Below are 18,723 nucleotides of genomic sequence, written 5' to 3'. Positions count from 1 at the left end.
TTTCAGGCTTTTGGAGCCGGGCCTTTAGCAAGGGCGTTTCTTTCCCGCTTTGTTGCATGAGCCAATCATTTCTGCGAACGGGACATGATGCACTTCTATCCGGACGAGAATGATCATGTCGCGCGCCCGCTCATCGCGATCGGGCACGATTACCCCGATTCGTTCGAACTCGCCGAACATCGCCATCGCCGTAGCCAGTTTCTTTACGCCGCGATGGGGGTGATGGCAGTCAGGACGCCGGCCGGCACGTGGGTCGCGCCGCCCGAGCGTGCAGTGTGGATTCCCGCGGGCACACCGCATTCGGTTCGCATGGTCGGCGCGGTGCAGACCCGCAGCGTTCTCGTCGAGCCCGGTGAATGCCCGGGGCGCGGAAGCGAATGTCAGGTCGTTGGCGTCTCGTCGCTGCTTCGCCATCTGCTCGCTGCCGCCGCCGACGTGCCGCCCGAATATGATACCGCCGGCCGCGACGGGCTGGTGATGCACCTGCTGATGGCCGAAATCGACCGCGCGCCGCTGATCCCGCTGGCGGTTCCGTTCCCGTCGCATCCGGCGCTCGCAAGGCGATGCCACGCTTTCCTCGAGCGGCCGAGCGCGGCTGCGACGATCGACGAATGGGCGGATGCCCTCGCGATCAACCGCCGCAGCTTCACGCGTCTGTTCCGGCGCGAAACGGGGATGAGCTTTGCCGAATGGCGCCAGCAGGCGTGCCTGTCGGCTGCCTTGCCCAAATTGGCGGCAGGGGAACCCGTCACCTCGATCGCCTATGATCTCGGTTACGACGGACCCGGCAATTTCTCGACGATGTTCAAGCGCGTGCTCGGTGTTCCGCCCAGCCGCTACCGGTTGCCATAACGCGGACGACATTCAGGCGCTTGATGCGAGAAGCCGCAAAATCATATGAGAATACTATGCGGGTGAGAATTTCGGTCTCTCGAATTCAAACGCCCCCTTCTCCTAATTGACGATCCGCAGACGACTCGTGCCACCTTTTGTGGCGGGCGCCTTGCTGGAGCAATCGCATGCAGGACCTTCTCTGGATCGGCATCATCCTCGCCCTCCTGGCCGCCAGCCTCGGCTATGCGCGCCTTTGCGACGACGCGTGAGAGGATGGCGCCCATGACTCCCGACCTTTGGCTTGCGGCCATCACCGCGCTCGGCCTTCTCGTCTATCTCGTCGCCGTGCTCGCGCGGCCCGAACGCTTTTAGGAGGCGCGCCATGACCCTTCAGGGATGGCTTCTCATCATCGCATTCGCCGGCATCCTGCTGCTGCTCACCAAACCGGTCGGCCGCTGGCTCTTTGCCATTTACGACGGCGGCCGCACGCCGCTCCACCGGATACTCGGCCCGGTCGAAGCGGGCTTCTACCGGCTCGCCGGCATCGATCCGGATGAAGAACAGGGCTGGCGCCGATATGCCGTGCACATGCTGATCTTCAACACGGTCCTGCTGATCTTCACCTATGCGATCCTGCGCCTGCAGGGCGTGCTGCCGCTCAATCCGCTGGGGTTCGACGGCACCAGCGGACATCTCGCCTTCAACACGGCGATCAGCTTTACCGCCAATACCAACTGGCAAAGCTATGGCGGCGAATCGACGATGTCGAACCTCAGCCAGATGCTGGGGCTGACGATTCACAATTTTCTGTCGGCGGCGACCGGCATTGCGCTCGCCTTCGCCCTGTTCCGCGGCTTCGCGCGGCGCGAGATGAAAACGATCGGCAATTTCTGGGCCGATATGACGCGCGTCACCCTCTATCTTCTGCTCCCGCTCTGTATCGTCATTGCGACCTTCTATATCGCGAGCGGCGTGCCGCAGACGCTTGCCGGATCGGTCGACGTCACGACTTTGGAGGGAGCAAAGCAGACGCTCGCGCTTGGCCCCGTCGCTTCACAGGAAGCGATCAAGATGCTCGGCACCAATGGTGGTGGCTTCTTCAACGCAAACTCGGCGCATCCGTTCGAAAATCCGACGGCGCTCACCAACCTGGTCCAGATGCTCTCGATCTTCGCGATCGGCTTCGGGCTGACCTGGACCTTCGGCAAGGCTGTGGGCAACCAGCGCCAGGGCTGGGCGATCCTTGCCGCGATGGTGACGATCTTTCTTGCCGGGGTAACTATCACCTATTGGCAGGAAGCCGCGGGCAACCCGATCCTCCACCAGCTCGGCACCGTCGGCGGCAATATGGAGGGCAAGGAAGTCCGGTTCGGCATCGCCCAGTCGGCGCTGTTTGCCGTGGTTACGACGGCGGCATCGTGCGGCGGCGTCAATGCGATGCACGACAGTTTCACCGCCCTGGGCGGCATGATCCCGCTATTCAACATGCAGCTTGGCGAGGTGGTGATCGGCGGGGTCGGCGCGGGTATTTACGGCTTCCTGCTCTTCGCCGTCCTTGCGGTGTTCGTCGCGGGGCTGATGGTCGGGCGCACGCCCGAATATGTTGGGAAGAAGATCGAGGCGCGCGAGGTCAAGCTGGCGGTGCTTGCGATCGCGGTGCTGCCGCTGACGATCCTCGGCATGACCGCGATCGCATCGGTGACCGAGGCCGGGCTCGCGGGTCCGCTGAACAGGGGGCCGCACGGCTTCTCGGAGATTCTCTACGCCTTCACCAGCGCAGTCGCGAACAACGGGTCGGCCTTTGCGGGTCTGACCGCCAACACGCCTTTCTACAACGGCATGCTGGGCGTCGCGATGTGGATCGGCCGCTTCTTCATTATCGTGCCCATGCTGGCGATCGCGGGCGGTCTGGCGGCGAAGAAATTTACGCCCGAAACAGCGGGCAGCTTCCCCACGACCGGACTGCTGTGGACCGGCCTCCTGATCGGCATCGTGCTGATCGTCGGCGGCCTGACCTTCCTTCCCGGCCTCGCGCTCGGTCCGATCGCCGATCATCTCGCGACGATCAACGGCCAGCTCTTTTAAGGATATCCAAATGGCCCGGTCTCCAACCAAGTCCCTGTTCACGGCAGATCTGATCGTTCCGGCGATCGGCGATGCCTTCCGCAAACTCAATCCCAAAGACCTGATCCGCAACCCGGTGATGTTCACGACCGCCGTCGTGGCGACCCTGCTGACGCTGTTGCTTGTCGTCGGCGAGGACAGCCTCGCGACCGGCTTCAAGCTGCAACTCGTCATCTGGCTTTGGCTGACGGTGCTCTTCGGCACCTTCGCCGAAGCGCTGGCCGAAGGGCGCGGCAAGGCCCAGGCCGCCTCGCTGCGCGCCACCAAGGCCGAACTGACCGCCAGGAAGCTGAAGGGCGAGGGGAATGCGTATGAAAGCGTTCCTGCCAGCGCGCTGCGGATCGGCGACGTCGTGCTCGTCGAGACAGGCGACCTTATTCCCTCGGACGGCGAAGTTGTCGCGGGCGTCGCATCGGTCAACGAAGCCGCGATCACCGGGGAAAGCGCGCCGGTGATCCGCGAGGCCGGGGGCGACCGATCGGCGGTTACCGCGGGCACGCGGGTGATTTCCGACGAAATCCGCGTTCAGGTAACCGTCAATCCGGGCCAGGGCTTCCTCGACCGGATGATCGCGCTCGTCGAAGGCGCCGAACGGCAGAAAACGCCGAACGAGATTGCGCTGACGCTGCTGCTCGTCGGTCTCACGATCATCTTCCTGATCGCGGTCGGCACGATCCCGGGCTTTGCTTCCTACGCGGGCGGTTCGATTCCGGTCGCGATCCTCGCGGCGCTGCTCATCACGCTTATCCCGACGACGATCGCAGCTTTGCTCTCGGCGATCGGCATTGCAGGTATGGACCGGCTCGTGCGCTTCAACGTGCTCGCCAAATCGGGACGCGCGGTCGAGGCCGCGGGCGATGTCGATGTGCTGCTTCTCGACAAGACCGGCACGATCACGGTGGGCGACCGGCAGGCGACCGAATTCCGTCCCGTCGGTGGCCAGTCGATGTCGATTCTGGCGGAGGCCGCGTTGCTCGCCAGTCTTGCCGACGAAACGCCGGAGGGTCGCTCGATCGTCGCACTGGCGCGCGAAAAATTCGGGCAGACGATGACAAACCTGCCCGCCGGTGCCGAGATCATCCCCTTCACCGCGCAGACGCGCATCTCGGGCATCAAGCTGGGCGACAGCGTGATCCAGAAAGGCGCGGTGGACTCGGTTCTGAAGGCCAACCCCGGCGCGGGCGCAACCGCCGCCGCGACCGAACTGCGTCGCATTACCGACGAAATCGCCCGCGCCGGCGGCACGCCGCTCGCGGTCGCGAAGGACGGCCAGCTGCTCGGCGCGATCTTCCTCAAGGACATCGTCAAGGCGGGGGTCCGCGAGCGTTTCGGCGAACTGCGCGCGATGGGCATCCGCACGGTGATGATCACCGGCGACAACCCGCTCACCGCATCGGCGATCGCGGCCGAGGCGGGGGTCGATGATTTCCTCGCGCAGGCCACCCCCGAGGACAAGCTCGCGCTGATCCGCAAGGAACAGGCAGGCGGGCGCCTCGTAGCGATGTGTGGCGACGGCACCAACGACGCGCCGGCGCTCGCGCAGGCCGACGTCGGCGTGGCGATGAACACCGGCACGCAGGCGGCGCGCGAGGCGGGCAATATGGTCGACCTCGACAGCGACCCGACCAAGCTGATCGAGGTCGTCGGTCTCGGCAAGCAGCTCCTCATGACGCGCGGGGCGCTCACGACCTTCTCGGTCGCCAATGACGTCGCCAAATATTTTGCGATCATCCCCGCGATGTTCATCGCGTTGTATCCCGGATTGGGCGTGCTCAACATCATGGGACTGACCAGTCCCGAGAGCGCGATCCTGTCGGCGATCATCTTCAACGCGCTGATCATCCCGCTGCTCGTGCCGCTCGCGCTGAGGGGCGTGACCTACAAGCCGATGGGCGCGGGACCGCTGCTCGCACGCAATCTCGCCATCTATGGGCTTGGCGGCCTTGTGGCACCTTTTGTCGGCATCAAGCTGATCGACCTTGCGGTCGGCGGCCTGGGTCTCGTCTGAGGAAAATGACAATGAACAAGGATATCATCAGCTCGCTGCGTCCGGCGCTCGTCATGACGCTGCTCTTCGCGTTGCTTCTCGGGCTCGCCTACCCCCTGGCGCTCACGGGCATCGGGCAGGCGCTCTTCCCCGATCAGGCGAATGGCAGCCTGGTGCGCGAGAATGGCAAGGTCATCGGATCGAATATTGTCGGGCAGGCTTTTACGTCGGAGCGCTATTTCAACACGCGTCCTTCGGCAGCGGGCGAGGGGTATGACGGCCTCGCCTCGTCGGGCTCGAACCTCGGGCCGACGTCGCAGGCGCTCGTCGACCGGGTGAAGGGCGACGTCGAGAAACTCGGGGCGACGGGGCCGGCCAAGACTGTCCCGGCCGATCTGGTCACAGCGTCGGGCTCGGGTCTCGATCCCGATATCACCCCCGAGGCAGCACTTTATCAGGTCGGCCGGGTTGCGCGCGTGCGCAGGCTCGACCCGGCGACCGTCCGCGGGCTTGTCGAGCAGAGCGTCGAACAGCCGCTTCTCGGCCTTTTCGGCGAGCCGCGCGTGAATGTGTTCAAGCTCAATCGACGACTGGATGCGTTTGGGGCTAAACCCGCCGCGTGACAGAGCCCGACCGTCCATCTCCAGAGACCTTCCTGCGTCAGGCGGCGCAGGAAGGTCGCGGCCGTCTCAAGGTCTTTCTCGGCGCCGCGCCCGGTGTCGGCAAGACGTGGGAAATGCTCACCGACGGACGGCAACGGCGCGAAGCCGGGATCGATGTCGTGGTGGGGGTGGTCGAGACGCACGGGCGGCGCGAGACCGAAGTGCTCGTCGATGGCCATGAAATCGTCCCGCGCCGCCAGGTCGACCATCAGGGGCACAGTCTCGGCGAAATGGATATCGACGCTATCCTCGAACGCCATCCCAAGCTCGTCCTTGTCGACGAACTCGCGCACAGCAATGCGCCGGGCAGTCGCCACCCCAAGCGCTATCAGGATGTCGAGGAACTGCTCGATGCCGGAATCGACGTCTATTCGACGATCAATATCCAGCACGTCGAAAGTCTGAACGATGTCGTCGCGTCCTTTACCCGCGTCCGCGTCCGCGAAACCGTTCCCGACTCGGTTCTCGAAAATGCCGAGATCGAGGTCGTCGATATTCCGCCTGACGAACTGATCGAGCGGCTGCGCGAGGGTAAGGTCTATATTCCGCAGGAAGCGACGCGGGCGCTCACCCATTTCTTTTCAAAGTCGAACCTGACCGCGCTGCGCGAACTCGCATTGCGCCGCGCGGCGCAGGCGGTCGATGCACAGATGCTCGACCACGTCCGCAGCCATGCGCTCGCGGGCAGTTTCGCGGTTGGCGAACGGATCGTCGTCGCGGTCAGCGAATTACCCGTCGCCGCCGGGCTGGTGCGCGCGGGCAAGCGGCTCGCCGATGCGCTCAAGGCGCCGTGGACTGCGGTCTATATCGAGACGCGGCGCAGCCAGGGCATGACGGACGAGGACCGCCGGCAACTCGCCGATACGCTGGCACTTGCTTCGCGGCTCGGTGCCTCGACTGCGACCGTTCCGGCGGCGAGCGTCGTCGAAGGGTTACGCGTCTTTGCGCGTGACGCGCGCGCGACACAGATTGTCATCGGCAAATCGGCGCGGCCGTGGTGGTTCGAGATGCGTCATGGCTCGGTCGTCGACCAGCTGGTGCGGACGATCGACGATGTCGCGGTCCATGTCCTGCCCGGCGAGCCCGACGCGCGTGCGTTGCAGCGAGGTGCGATCAACGTTCCCGGGCGGTGGGGCAAATCCAGCGACTATGGCTGGTCGCTGGCGATGGTCGTCGCGATGACGGTGCTTGGACGCCTGCTCATCGAAGTCATCGATCTCGGCAATATTTCGCTGCTCTATCTTGTGCCGGTCATGTTCGCCGCGGCGACCTTCGGCCTGCGCGCCGGCCTGTTCGCCGGGCTCGCATCGAGCCTTGGCTATAATTTCTTCTTTCTGCCGCCGACGGGGACGCTGACGGTCAACAATCCCGAAAATGTCGTCAGCATCCTGGTGTTGCTGGGCGTCGCGGTGGTTACGAGCCAGTTCGCGGCACGCGTGCGCGCGCAGGCCGATCTTGCGCAGTTTAGCGCGCGCCAGAATGCAGCGCTGGCCAGCTTTTCGCGGCAATTGACGGCGGCGCCCGATCAGGACACGCTGATGCACGCGATCTGCGCCGAGGTTGGTCGTTTGCTCGATGTCCGCACCGTGCTTCTCCTGCCTTCGGCCGACGGACCGATGCTCCGTGCCGCGGTCCCGCCCGAAGACCGCCTCGAGCAGATCGAGCGTGCCGCAGCGCAATGGGCGATGGACAACGACCAGCCGGCGGGGCGGGGGTCCTCGACGCTGACCGCGTCGGACTGGCTGTTCCATCCGCTCCGGACGACGCGCGGGGTGCTCGGTGTGCTCGGGCTGACGCGCAGCGACGCGCGCGAACCGGTCCGGTCCGATCAGGTGCCGCTGCTGATGAGCCTGCTCGACCAGGCTTCGATCGCGCTCGACCGGATGGAACTCGAGGAAGCGTCGCTTCGCGCGAGACAGGTCGACGAACGTGACCGGCTGCGTTCGGCGCTGCTGTCCTCGGTCAGCCACGACCTTCGCACGCCGCTCACCACGATCCTCTCGGCCGCGCAGGAAATGCGGCGTCATCCATCGCCCGAAATGGCCGAAACGATCGAGACAGAAGCAAAGCGGCTCAACCGCTTCGTCTCGAATCTGCTCGACATGGCGCGCGTCGAAGCGGGCGCGTTGCCGATGAAAGTCGAGGCGACCGACCTGTTCGATGCCGCCGCGAGCGCGGCGCACGACACGCGCGCGTCGCTTGCCGGACACGAGGTAAAGGTCGACATTCCGTCCAACATTCCGCTTGTTCGTGTCGATCCGGTGCTGCTCCATCATTGCCTGATCAATCTGCTCGACAATGCCGGCCGCTATGGCGATCCGGACACGCCGATCACGATAAGGGCTGCCCGCACCACGGACGCGATCTTGCTGTCGGTTATCGACCAGGGACCGGGTATCGCGCCGGAGAACGGGAAGCGCGTGTTCGAGACGTTCACGCGGCTTGAAGGCAGCGACCGCGCGAAGCACGGCACCGGCCTCGGCCTTGCGATAGTCAAGGGTTTTGCCGAGGCGATGGGCCTTGCCGTCGAGGCGGGCAACAACGACGAACCGCACGGGGCTCGCTTCACCATCCGGATACCCGATACGCTGATCATCACCCATCCGGATACCCGATACGCTGATCATCACCCATCCGGATGAGGATATCGACGGTAAGGAAGTGGCATGAAAGTGCGTCACAAAGTGCTGATAGTGGATGACGAACTCCATATTCGGCGCCTTATCCACGCCGCGCTCGCGCGCGCCGAATATGCGATCGTCGAGGCGGAAAATGCGCGTGAGGCGATCGAGCGGTTGCGCAGCGAGCGGCCCGACATCACCTTGCTCGACCTTGGACTTCCCGACCGGGACGGCCTTGAGCTCGTTCCGCTTTTCAAGCAACAATCCGACACGACGCTGATCGTCGTCTCGGCGCGCGACGCGACCGACGAGAAGGTCGCCGCGCTTGATCTTGGCGCCGACGATTATCTGACCAAGCCTTTCGATACCGACGAATTGCTGGCGCGGGTGCGGGTCGCGCTGCGCAATCGCCTGACCCGCGACGGCGGCATGCTCGCGCTGACCGTCGAGGATGTGGCGATCGACCTTGTCGCGCGAACGGTGACCAAGGCGGGGCGGGAGGTGCATTTGACGCCGAAGGAATATGGCGTTCTGGCCCAACTCGCGAAATTTCCCGGCCGCGTGATCACACACAACCAGATCATGGCCGAGGTGTGGCCGCGCGAGCATCAGCATCATGTCGAATATCTCCGCGTTCTCGTCCGCACGCTGCGCCAGAAGCTAGAAACCGATCCGCAGCAGCCGCGGATCATCTGCAACGAGCTTGGTATCGGTTATCGTCTGAGGCTGAGCAGCGACACTCTGGCTGAAGTGTCCGACCCGCCGGGCTGACCGGAGTTTCCCGACGGCCAGGCCATATTATGCAAATCCTATGGAGATTGCGGTCGCTTGCTCTCGAGATCAAATGCCGGTCCGTCCTAATGACGGGGCATGATGCGCAACGAACCGGAACGGTCTTTCGACAAGCGGCAATCGCGATATGACCGGGTCGTCGACTGGCTGGGAGCACAGGGGCCGTTGAACCTGACCATCCATATGTGCAGCCTCGTGGCCTTGTTCGCCTATGTCGTCGATGCCGTAGGCTAGACAGCGTCTGGCGCCAGGCTTGTCATACGGAATCTCAACGGCGGGCGCCCTTTCCCGATCTCGATTTCCTATGCGGTCATGCGTAATCGGGCAGCCTCCCGATGGAGGTTTCGATGAAGAAATGGCATGAAGGCCTTGCTGCCAACGTCGGTCTGCGGGCCGGGGGCATCGCGCTCCTCGCGACCGGCTGGTCGCTCGCGGTCAGGCTTCATCATATGGCGCAGGCCATTTCGCCACGCGACGCGACCTTGCCGATGATGGTGCTGTCGGCGATCCTGTTTCTTTGCGCGAGCGCGGGCAGCGCCCTTCTGTTCGTCGGTCCCGGTCTTCGCGAGACAGTGGAGATTGCCGAACGGTGGCGGCGCTCGCCGATTTCCGGCCCTGAATCGCGTGATCCCCTCGATCGACGGCCGTAACGCGAACCGGCGTGGGGCCCCGCAGGCGCATAATGAAAACACTATGCGATCCTCCATTTGCCGCTCTCGATTTCCAACGCGGCCCGGACCTAATCGGCACCCCTGTTGGCTCCAGCCAGTCCGGCGGAGCGATTTCAGGAGGACATCATGAAAAGCATCTTCCCGGCCGCCGCCCTGCTGGCGGGGCTTTTGCCCGCTGCGGTTTCCGCTCAGGGTAAGGAGGCTCCGCCGATCACGCTGTCGGGCTCGGCCGCGATCGCGTCGGACTACCGCTTCCGCGGCGTTTCGCAATCCGACAAGGAAATGGCGATCCAGGGCGGCATGACCGTCTCGCATGAAAGCGGGCTTTACGCCGGCGTCTGGGGTTCCAATCTCGCCGGCTGGGGCACGTTCGGGGGCGCCAATATGGAACTCGACCTCATCGGTGGATACAGGCACGCCATCGCCGGTAACGCGACGCTCGATGTCGGGCTGGTGTGGTACATGTATCCAGGCGGCGCCGACGATTCCGATTTTGCCGAGCCCTATGTCAAGTTGACCGGCACGGCCGGCTCGGCGACGCTGACTGCGGGCGCGGCTTATGCGCCGAAGCAATATGCGCTGGCCAATGTGTCGAATGCGCCTGACAGCCGCGGGCAGAGCGAAGACAATCTTTACCTGTGGGGCGACGGCGCAGTCGCGATCGCCGGAACGCCGTTCACCGCAAAAGCGCATATCGGCTATTCGGACGGCAATCCCGGCCTTGGGCCCAATGGCACCAGCGTTGCGCCGACGGGCCGCTATTGGGACTGGTCACTCGGCGTGGATACGAGTTGGCGGAATCTCACCCTGGGCCTGTCCTACATCGACACCGACATAAGCCGCACCGAAGCGGCCCGGCTTCAGCCCGGCTTCAGCAAGGGGGGCGATGGCACGGGCTCGATCGCGGATGGCACGGTCGTGGCGTCAGTGACCGCTGCATTCTGAATACCGAGCCCCGGCCGTGCTTCGCTGCGGATGGCTCCCACCAAAATGCCCCGTCCGGACAGGACGGGGCAGTAGGGAGGTTTCCTTCGCAGGAAGGGGAGAGACCAGCTTTGCAAGGGACTGCGCTGCGGCCGCCGCTCCTAAACGCGAGGGATGTTACCGGCACATGACGGTCGTCCGATTGTGACGAAGGCATCGGTCGGCGCTGTGCCCCGTCATTTGCCGGATGCGCAGCCCTCCCCGGCGCCATTCGCTACTTCGCCACGGAAAGACTGGCCGACAGCGGCACGTGACGCCAGAGCTTCCTGATTTCGTCATCCTGGCCGGTAAGGTCGTAGCGCAGCAGCGATACCGGCAGGCGGCCGGTGTTCATCAGATAGTCGTGATAATCCTTGATCGAGAATTTGTCGCCGAGCTGGCGTTTGCGATCGACGAGCAGCTTCTGAAGCTGCATCGCACCGATCGTATAGGTCATGCCATAACCCGGCGGACGGCGGATGTAGATGCCCGCGTCGACGCGGGCGACATTGTCGTCCAGATAGGGTGTCCACTCCTTCCAGAAATTCATGGTCTGGTCGACGGTCATCTCGTTGCGCTGCATCCTGACGTCCCCGATCGTCCGGGCGGCGCGGAAGAGACCGAAGATATAGATGAGCTCGCGGGTGCGCGGACGATCGTCGAACAGCCCCAGCTGGAGCGCGTTCTCCTCGAGGTAGAAGCCCCAGCCCTCGGTCCGGCCGCTGTCGCTGATATGGCGGCGGATCGGGTGGGCGACGCGCTTGCCGGTCATGCCGTCGAACCGGTGGCCGGGGAAGGTCGCGTGGAGATGATCGGGCGAGGCGTCGCGGAACTGCACCTGTTCCCAGAACATCGGCCCGTTCGGGCGGACGATCCATGGCGCGTTGAAGCCGACTTCCTGATAGGTGCCCGGAATATAGTCGGGGATCGTTATGATCTCCTCATCCTTCAGCCACTTGCGGATCTTGGCGTCGGTGCCCGCGAGCTGTGCTTCATATTCCTCCGCCGATCGGGGCAGTTCGAGTTCGGGCAGGTTGCGGTTGCGGTGCCGCTCGGTCGTATAATTGGCCCAGTGCCGTTCGAGTTCGCGCTGGGCGAGCGTGACGATCTGGTCGGAATCATAGGGCATCAGCCGGACATTGGTGAGGAACCAGTCATAGGCAGGCTTGCCGACCCCCGCCGGTGCCGTCATCGTCGGGCGCGCACCGGCCAGCCAGTCGCGGAAGCCGGCGATCGCCTGTTGCGCCGCCTCGATATCCGGCAGCAGGGCGGGCTGCTGTTTCGCAGCGCGACCGTGCAGGTCGGCGAACCAGCCGACCAGGCCTTCGGGTTCGACGGGGCGGTAGGGCATGCCATGGCCTACGCCGTCGCCGTGCGACAGGCTGTGGATCGCGAGGTCGGCGTAATCGGCCGCGACCGAATCGAGGTTGACGCGGGCCTGCGCCAGATAGGCGGGAATGGTGCGCAGCCGTTTCCGGAAGGCGGCAAGCGCATCGCCCTTCAGCGGAAGGTCGGTATAGGCAAGGCGTTGCAGTTCGTCGACATACATGCCCGGGTCGCGTGCCCAGGGCTTGGTGACGTTCAGCGTGAAGTCGGCGAGATCCATTTGCGCCCGGACCGCCAGATAATCGACCTGCCGGTGCCGGTCCCAGCGCGCGACCGCGAAGTCGGGCAGCCGGGCCTGAAAGGCGCGGAGTTCGGTGCGGCGCTTCTCGACGGCGGCAGGGCTATAGTCGACGACGCCATCGATCGCCCGCGGCGTCTTCCATTCGTTGAAGGCCGTGAACAGCGTGACCAGCTCGTCATAGCTGCCCTTGCCGTCCGGCGGCGTCGCCTGCACGGTCGAGACCTGTTCCGCCGCGCCGGCTGCCGCAAGGGGGGTAAGGCTGGTGGTGCTCACGATCAGGGCGGTAATCGCCACGACGAATGCCTTGCGCATCGATAAGGTCTCCTCTGTTGCCCATAGGCGAATCAGCGATCCGCCGTTTGATTATTAAAACTAAAAACGCGTGATTTTGGTTATGATGTTATAGCCGAAGCCCTTGGTCAAGTGGCCATGTTGCGTCTGTCACGCCGCAGGATGAAGCGGAACGGCGGCCTCGACCTCCAAATCCGTCGCTTCCGGCCGAGGGCAGGGAGTTTGGCGCAAGGTGAAATATTTATAGTTATATAATAGAAGGTTAGACAGATTATCTCATGCCGTTTTGCCGAGTGAGGCGCGCCACGGCGAAGGCGACGACGCGTCTAAAATGACACTTTTCACATTTTTTTGCGTCGCGGAATTGACTGCGCAGCGTCAATATGATCAAAATCACGCAACTGTTCACGGGAATGATTGGCGATGAACGCCAACGACCGTGAATTTCGCAGGCGGGCGTTCCAGTTCAGGGAGTGACGAGAATGGGTATGAAGCGGGTAACAGCTGTTCGGGCAGGATTGAGGGGCGGTTCGGCACTGTTCCTGTCGATGGCGGTCATGGGGTCGGCAATGGCACAGGAGCCGGTTGCCGAAGAAGGGGGCGCTATCGTCGTCACCGGGTCGCGTATCCCGCGGCCCGACGTCGAATCGAACAGCCCCGTAAACGTGATCGGCCAGGACGAGATCAAATATTCGGCGACTGTCGAAACCGAGCAATTGCTCAACGCGCTGCCGCAGGCGGTGGCCGGGGCGGGTGCGCAGTCGAACGCCGGCAATGGTTCGGCAACGGTCAATCTTCGCAACCTTGGCACCGTGCGCACGCTGGTGCTGCAGAACGGACGCCGGATCGTCGGTGCGTCGCAGGACGGCGTCGTCGATCTCAACATGATTCCGCCCTCGCTCGTCGCACGCGTCGAAGTCGTGACCGGCGGCGCGTCGGCCGTCTATGGTTCGGACGCGATGGCGGGCGTCGTCAACTTCGTGACCAAGGATGATTTCGAAGGTCTGGAGATCGGCGGATCCTATGGCATCAGCGACGAAGGCGATGCGGAGCGTTACAATCTGGAACTGACCGTCGGCGGCAATTTTGCCGACGGACGCGGCAACATGGTGTTCCACGGCAGCTATTATGACCGCGCGATGGTCAAGGGCGCGGCGCGCGACCATGCGGTCGAATATTTCGCCGACGCCATCGTCGACGGCAAGCCGGTACTGGTGCCCGCGGGCAACGGCGTGACCCCGCAGGGCACGATCTTCAGCCCGCAGCTCGTCGGGCTGACCGATCCCTATGGCAACACCATCGGGACCGCAGGCATCTTCTTCGCCGACGAAGGCTGGCGCGCCTATCGGCCCAGCGACGGTTTCAACGACCGTCCCTTCACCAATATCCAGATGCCGATGCAGCGCTGGCAGGGATCGGTGATCGGTCATTATGACGTGACCGACGACGTCACCGCCTTCTGGGAAGGGTCGTACGTCCACAGCAAGATCAACTCGACGCTGGGCGCGGTGCCGATGAGCAGCTCGGGCTTTATCCCGGGCTTCCAGCTCGACATTCGCAACCCCTATCTCGATCCGACGCTGCGCGATTTCCTGAGCGCGAACATGGATGCGGACGGCAACAGCCTGGTGCCCGTCAACATCAACCGGCGTCTGCTCGACGGCGGCTCGCGCACCAGCGACCAGACACGCGATTTCTATCGCTTCGTCGTCGGCCTGAAAGGCAATCTGACCGACCGGTTGAAGTGGGAAGTCTTCTATAACCAGGGTCAGACCAAGGTCACCGACGTGCAGGGCGGGGGCGTGCTGATCGACAATTTCGCCAACGGCTTCCTGACCGATCCCAACGACCCGTACAAGTGCGCGGTCGCCGATCCGAAGTGCGTCGTGCTCAATCCGTTCGGGTTCAATTCGCTGACGCCCGAAATGATCGACTATATCTACACCGATCTGACCAACATCACGACGATCCGGCAGAAGCAGGTCGGCGCCAGCCTGACGGGCTCGCTCTTCACGCTGCCCGCGGGTGACGTCGGCATCTCTATCGGTGCCGAATATCGCAAGGAAAGCTCGTCGTTCGATCCCGACCAGCTCTATGTCCAGGGCAAGGCGCTGTCGCGCTCGGCGGGCCTCAGCCCGACGGCGGGTTCGTTCGATGTCTCCGAACTCTATGGCGAGCTTTACGTGCCGATCCTCGCCGACATGCCGGGCGTCGAACTGCTCGCGTTCGAGGGCGGTCTCCGCTTTTCGGATTATTCGACCGCGGGCTCGGTCTGGTCGTACAAGCTGGGCGGCGAATATTCGCCGTTCCGCGGTCTGAAGTTCCGCGGCCTGTATCAGCGCGCGGTGCGCGCGCCGAACGTCGTCGAACTCTATTCGGGTGCGACCAACACCGCGCCGCAGGCGCTCGACTTCTGTAACGCAGGGGCCGATCGCACGCAGCAGGAGCGCGATTTCTGCGTCAATTCGCTCGGTATCCCCGCGGCGGTGATCGATGTGTTCCAGCAGGAAAACCAGCAGATCCGCGCGATCACGGGCGGCAATCCGAACCTGCAGGAAGAAACGTCGGACACCTGGTCGGTCGGTGCGGTCATCCGCCCCGAATTCATCCCGAACCTGCAGCTGACGGTCGATTACTACAACATCAAGATCGACGATGCGATCGGCTCGTTCGGCGGGGGTTTGCAGTCGGTCATCACGGCGTGCAACGCCGACATGTCGCTGAGCAACATCTTCTGCCAGCCGCTGCGGAACCGGACCCCGGACGGTCAGCTCTACGACGTGCCGCTGCTCAACGCGAACATCGCGAAGATGGAAGCGTCGGGCATCGACTACCGGCTCGACTACCGGCACAGCCTCGGCTCGGCCGGCAGCCTGAACTATTATATCGCCGGTACCTACCTGATCGATGCCATCACGCAGGGCAGCCCGATTGTGAACGCGGTGAACTGCGCCGGCTATATCGGCGGCGGCAGCTGCAGCACCGCCAGCCCCAAATGGCGCTTTACCCAGCGCCTGACGTGGGAAATGGAAAAGCTCCAGCTTTCGCTTCGTCACCGCTTCATCGGCTCCGCGAAGGATGGCCGCATTGCGGGTGCAAAGGCTTCGGGCGCGGCGACTCCCTTGCTCGCCGTGCCCGAGACCGGGGACGTCCATTATTTCGATCTCAGCGCGAACTACGACGTGAGGGAGAATTTCAGCTTCTTCGCGAACGTCGACAATCTGTTCGATCGTGATCCGCCCTTCTACCTCTACGAACGTGAAACCTACGACGCCATCGGTCGCCGGTTCACGATCGGGTTCCGGGCGAACTTCTGAGTGGAAAGGCGTGGGCCGCGGCGGCAAGATGTCGTCGCGGCCCAGCCGGTCGCGTTCGAAGTCGTGTGAAGTCGGGAATAGTGGTCGATGAATAAAGTGAGTCTATCGGGAATGGTCGGGGCGGCGCTCGCGCTCGCGCTGGCATCGACGGCAGCGGCGCAGCCCGCATCGCAGGCGCCGGTTCAGGGCACCGCGAACGTGGCGGGAACGACGCTGTCGATCGACGAGCTCTATCGGTACAAGAGCCTGGTCGGCACGACGCCCGAGGGATATGCCTGGTCGGCCGACGGCGGCAGCGTGCTGTTCCTGTGGAACGACGAAGGCTACAGCTTCCGCGACATCTGGTCCTATTCGGTCAGGACCGGCAAGAAGGTCCGCCTGACGACGCTCGGTCGGGACAGCAAGCCCGAAGCGGAGGCGAAGGGAATTGCGCAGGCGGTCGCGCTGGACAAGGGGCGCATCGCGTTCACGCTCGGCGGCCAGCTCCATATTCGCGAGGCGAACGGTACGATCGCCAAGGTCGAGACCGACAAGCAGGCGATCCGCAAGCTCGCGGTTTCGCCCGACGGAACCCGTCTCGCGTTCATCTCGGGCAATCCGGTCGACACGCGCAATCGCGTGACGCTGGGCGGGGTGCTGTGGGTGCGCGATGTTGCGGCGAAGGCGGCCAACGCCGCGCGCCGTGTCGCGGGCGATGCCGATCCCAAAGTCTATATCGACGATTTCCAGTGGGCCGGGGACGGCAAGGCGATCGCCTTCCAGCAGTCCGACGACCGCGCGATGCCCGAGCGTGATATCTTCTATAATGCCAAGGGCGAGTTGCAGAACAACCGTGTCATCCGGGCGTTTCCGGGTGACGAGACGACCAGGGCGACCGTCGGCGTCGTGACGCTCGCGTCGGGCGAAGCGCGCTTCTACGAGCGCCCCGACGCGAAGCACCATGTGTGGGATTACGGCCTTTCCGGCGACGGCAAGCTCCTGTTCGTCAGCGGCTCCGACATGGAGGCCAAGGAACATACGATCTACGTCTATGACGTGGCGACCGGGGCGCGCGAGACCTTTTACCAGCTTCGCGAACCCAGGCATCTGCGTCCCGACTGGAAGGTCGCATGGGCGCCGGGCGACGATGGTCTGATCATCATGACCGACCGCGACGGCTGGTTGCACCTTTATCACCAGCGCGCCGCGGGCGAGACGCCGCGCCAGATCACGCACGGCAAGTGGGAAGTCGAAGGCTTTGCGGTCGACCGCAAGGCGGGGCAACTCTATTTCACCGCGAACGAGTCGCGCCTCGCGGACCGGCAAATCTATCGCGTGCCGGTCGCGGGCGGAAAGATGCAGCGGATCAGCGGCGCGGCGGCGGGCACGCACCAGCCCGTCTATTCACCCGATTTCCGGCACATCGCCGATTGGTACAGCAACGACACGACGCCGCCCGAACTCTATATCGTCGACACGGCGAGGCCGGGCGGGGCAAGGCAGGTGACCAGATCGCCGCAGCCCGAATTTTATCAGCAGACCTGGGCGAACATCAAATATCTCGAGTTTCCGAGCCATGTCGACGGGACGAACCTGCTCGCGCGGGTCAGCCTGCCGGCGAATTATGATCCCGCCAAACGCTATCCGGTGATTGTCGGGTCGGTTTATTCCGACGCGGTCCGCAACCAGTGGGGCGGGCGGCGCGCGCACCCGACCTGGGGGCTCGACCAGTATTTCGTGGCGCAGGGCTATATCGTTCTCAACGTCAACATCCGCGGATCGTGGGGGCAGGGCCGCGACCACAACCAGTCGCAATATCACAGCTATGGCGAGACCGACATCAACGACCTCGAGAGCGGGGTCCGCTATCTGGTCGAAAAGGGTTATGCCGATCCGAAGCGCGTCGGCCTCTGGGGGTCGAGCTACGGCGGGCTGATGACGATCATGTCGCTGTCGAAGAAACCCGGCGTCTACGCCGCGGGGATCGCAGGCGCGCCGGCGACGAACGTCTGGCACGCCTATCCGTCGCAGATGTGGATCATGGGTCCGCCCGAGGGTGCCGACATGCCCGCGCGCTACGAGGCGCAGTCGGCGCTCTATCAGGCGAAGGGGATCAGGGACCCGTTGATGATCATCCACGGGACGCGCGATCCGGTCGTGCTCTATTCGGACACGATCGCGCTCGCCGAGCAGATGGTCCAGCGCGAGCAGATGTTCGAACTGGTGACGTTGCCCGGTGCCAACCATGCGTGGGCGAGCGACAATCTTCCGCAGGCGCGTTTCGCCTTCAAGAAGATGATCGATTTCTTCGACCGCAACGTGAAGAACCGGAAATAGGATGCTGCGGCGCGCGATGTTCCTGATGGTCGGCGGTGCCGCCCTGCTTTCGGCGTCGAATGCGGCGGCGCAGGCCGGGGTGCAGCAGCTCGGTGCCGATTTCTGGGCGTGGCGTGCGACAACCCAGCCGGCGACGAGCGACGATATTCCGCGCATCGTCCGGCCGCAGAACTGGACGCCCGACTGGTCGCCTGCGGCGGTCGCGGTGCAGCAGAAGCGGCTCGCAGCGTTCGAGGCGGAATGGAAAGCGCTGGCGGACAAACCGCGGACGGTCGGCGAGACGGTCGACTACCGCCTCGTCGGGTCGGCGCTGTCGCGGGTGCGCTGGGAACTCGACCATGTCGCGGCATGGCGCCGGCAGCCGCATTTCTACGTCGCACAGGCGCTGAACCCCGTTTTCGAGGTGCTGCTGCCGCCGCCGCCGCTCGAGCGCGCGCGGATCGACGATGTGATCCGGCTGCTCGGCAATGCGCCCGCGACCCTCGCGGCGGGCAAGACCAACCTCACCGACATGCGC

General features: G+C 64.0%; 14 protein-coding genes. 13 read left to right on the top strand and 1 reads right to left on the bottom strand.

What is annotated here, in order from left to right:
• The first annotated feature begins 84 nt into the window (after positions 1-84).
• The 10 genes from VN047_RS18930 to VN047_RS18885 all read left to right on the top strand — a co-directional run bounded on the left by VN047_RS18930 (position 85) and on the right by VN047_RS18885 (position 10,637).
• Positions 85-852 carry a helix-turn-helix transcriptional regulator gene (locus VN047_RS18930; RefSeq protein WP_325545426.1) on the top strand — a complete coding sequence of 256 codons (768 nt, stop codon included), beginning with the start codon at positions 85-87 and terminating at the stop codon, positions 850-852.
• Between the two features lie 264 nt (positions 853-1,116).
• Positions 1,117-1,206 carry a K(+)-transporting ATPase subunit F gene (gene kdpF, locus VN047_RS18925; protein WP_325545424.1) on the top strand — a complete coding sequence of 30 codons (90 nt, stop codon included), beginning with the start codon at positions 1,117-1,119 and terminating at the stop codon, positions 1,204-1,206.
• 10 nt (positions 1,207-1,216) lie between these two features.
• Complete coding sequence (gene kdpA / locus VN047_RS18920) at positions 1,217-2,920, top strand: potassium-transporting ATPase subunit KdpA (RefSeq protein ID WP_325545422.1); 1,704 nt, start codon at positions 1,217-1,219, stop codon at positions 2,918-2,920.
• Positions 2,921-2,930: 10 nt separating this feature from the next.
• Positions 2,931-4,967 (top strand): potassium-transporting ATPase subunit KdpB, encoded by a 2,037-nt coding sequence (kdpB, locus tag VN047_RS18915; protein ID WP_325545420.1) that lies wholly within the window; start codon positions 2,931-2,933, stop codon positions 4,965-4,967.
• Positions 4,968-4,978: 11 nt separating this feature from the next.
• Positions 4,979-5,569, top strand: a complete 591-nt coding sequence (gene kdpC, locus VN047_RS18910; RefSeq protein WP_325545418.1) for a potassium-transporting ATPase subunit KdpC — start codon at positions 4,979-4,981, stop codon at positions 5,567-5,569.
• Positions 5,566-8,250, top strand: a complete 2,685-nt coding sequence (locus VN047_RS18905) for a sensor histidine kinase KdpD (protein ID WP_325545416.1) — start codon at positions 5,566-5,568, stop codon at positions 8,248-8,250. The genes kdpC and VN047_RS18905 overlap by 4 nt, the downstream gene beginning before the upstream one ends.
• A gap of 24 nt (positions 8,251-8,274) precedes the next feature.
• A complete protein-coding gene (locus tag VN047_RS18900; protein ID WP_325545414.1) occupies positions 8,275-9,000 on the top strand; it encodes a response regulator transcription factor in 726 nt (241 codons plus the stop codon).
• A 99-nt stretch (positions 9,001-9,099) separates the two neighbouring features.
• A complete protein-coding gene (locus VN047_RS18895) occupies positions 9,100-9,255 on the top strand; it encodes a hypothetical protein (protein WP_325545412.1) in 156 nt (51 codons plus the stop codon).
• 113 nt (positions 9,256-9,368) lie between these two features.
• Positions 9,369-9,671 carry a hypothetical protein gene (locus VN047_RS18890; protein ID WP_325545410.1) on the top strand — a complete coding sequence of 101 codons (303 nt, stop codon included), beginning with the start codon at positions 9,369-9,371 and terminating at the stop codon, positions 9,669-9,671.
• A 147-nt stretch (positions 9,672-9,818) separates the two neighbouring features.
• A complete protein-coding gene (locus VN047_RS18885) occupies positions 9,819-10,637 on the top strand; it encodes a TorF family putative porin (protein WP_325545408.1) in 819 nt (272 codons plus the stop codon).
• 253 nt (positions 10,638-10,890) lie between these two features.
• Here the strand turns inward: VN047_RS18885 and VN047_RS18880 are convergent, their stop codons facing one another.
• The gene (locus tag VN047_RS18880; protein WP_325545406.1) at positions 10,891-12,594 is read right to left on the bottom strand and encodes a DUF885 family protein; all 1,704 of its coding nucleotides are present in this window, start codon (positions 12,592-12,594) and stop codon (positions 10,891-10,893) included.
• 461 nt (positions 12,595-13,055) lie between these two features.
• Here VN047_RS18880 and VN047_RS18875 point away from each other — a divergent pair, with 461 nt between their 5' ends.
• The 3 genes from VN047_RS18875 to VN047_RS18865 all read left to right on the top strand — a co-directional run.
• Positions 13,056-15,890, top strand: a complete 2,835-nt coding sequence (locus VN047_RS18875) for a TonB-dependent receptor domain-containing protein (protein ID WP_325545404.1) — start codon at positions 13,056-13,058, stop codon at positions 15,888-15,890.
• A gap of 87 nt (positions 15,891-15,977) precedes the next feature.
• Positions 15,978-18,206 (top strand): S9 family peptidase, encoded by a 2,229-nt coding sequence (locus VN047_RS18870; protein ID WP_325545402.1) that lies wholly within the window; start codon positions 15,978-15,980, stop codon positions 18,204-18,206.
• A 1-nt stretch (position 18,207) separates the two neighbouring features.
• The coding region (locus tag VN047_RS18865) for a hypothetical protein (RefSeq protein WP_325545400.1) at positions 18,208-18,723 on the top strand (516 nt) is incomplete at its 3' end.

The organism is Sphingopyxis sp., assembly GCF_035565275.1.
Taxonomy (GTDB): Bacteria; Pseudomonadota; Alphaproteobacteria; order Sphingomonadales; family Sphingomonadaceae; genus Sphingopyxis.
Note: the sequence above shows the minus strand (reverse complement) of the source record. Positions and strands in the feature narration are given on the sequence as shown.

Excerpts from the sequence above, each read along its gene's own strand:
- VN047_RS18930 (WP_325545426.1), top strand. The coding sequence starts at position 85 with ATGATGCACTTCTATCCGGACGAGAATGATCATGTCGCGCGCCCGCTC.
- kdpF (WP_325545424.1), top strand. The coding sequence starts at position 1,117 with ATGACTCCCGACCTTTGGCTTGCGGCCATCACCGCGCTCGGCCTTCTC.
- kdpA (WP_325545422.1), top strand. The coding sequence starts at position 1,217 with ATGACCCTTCAGGGATGGCTTCTCATCATCGCATTCGCCGGCATCCTG.
- kdpB (WP_325545420.1), top strand. The coding sequence starts at position 2,931 with ATGGCCCGGTCTCCAACCAAGTCCCTGTTCACGGCAGATCTGATCGTT.
- kdpC (WP_325545418.1), top strand. The coding sequence starts at position 4,979 with ATGAACAAGGATATCATCAGCTCGCTGCGTCCGGCGCTCGTCATGACG.
- VN047_RS18900 (WP_325545414.1), top strand. The coding sequence starts at position 8,275 with ATGAAAGTGCGTCACAAAGTGCTGATAGTGGATGACGAACTCCATATT.
- VN047_RS18895 (WP_325545412.1), top strand. The coding sequence starts at position 9,100 with ATGATGCGCAACGAACCGGAACGGTCTTTCGACAAGCGGCAATCGCGA.
- VN047_RS18890 (WP_325545410.1), top strand. The coding sequence starts at position 9,369 with ATGAAGAAATGGCATGAAGGCCTTGCTGCCAACGTCGGTCTGCGGGCC.
- VN047_RS18885 (WP_325545408.1), top strand. The coding sequence starts at position 9,819 with ATGAAAAGCATCTTCCCGGCCGCCGCCCTGCTGGCGGGGCTTTTGCCC.
- VN047_RS18880 (WP_325545406.1), bottom strand. The coding sequence starts at position 12,594 with ATGCGCAAGGCATTCGTCGTGGCGATTACCGCCCTGATCGTGAGCACC.
- VN047_RS18875 (WP_325545404.1), top strand. The coding sequence starts at position 13,056 with ATGGGTATGAAGCGGGTAACAGCTGTTCGGGCAGGATTGAGGGGCGGT.
- VN047_RS18870 (WP_325545402.1), top strand. The coding sequence starts at position 15,978 with ATGAATAAAGTGAGTCTATCGGGAATGGTCGGGGCGGCGCTCGCGCTC.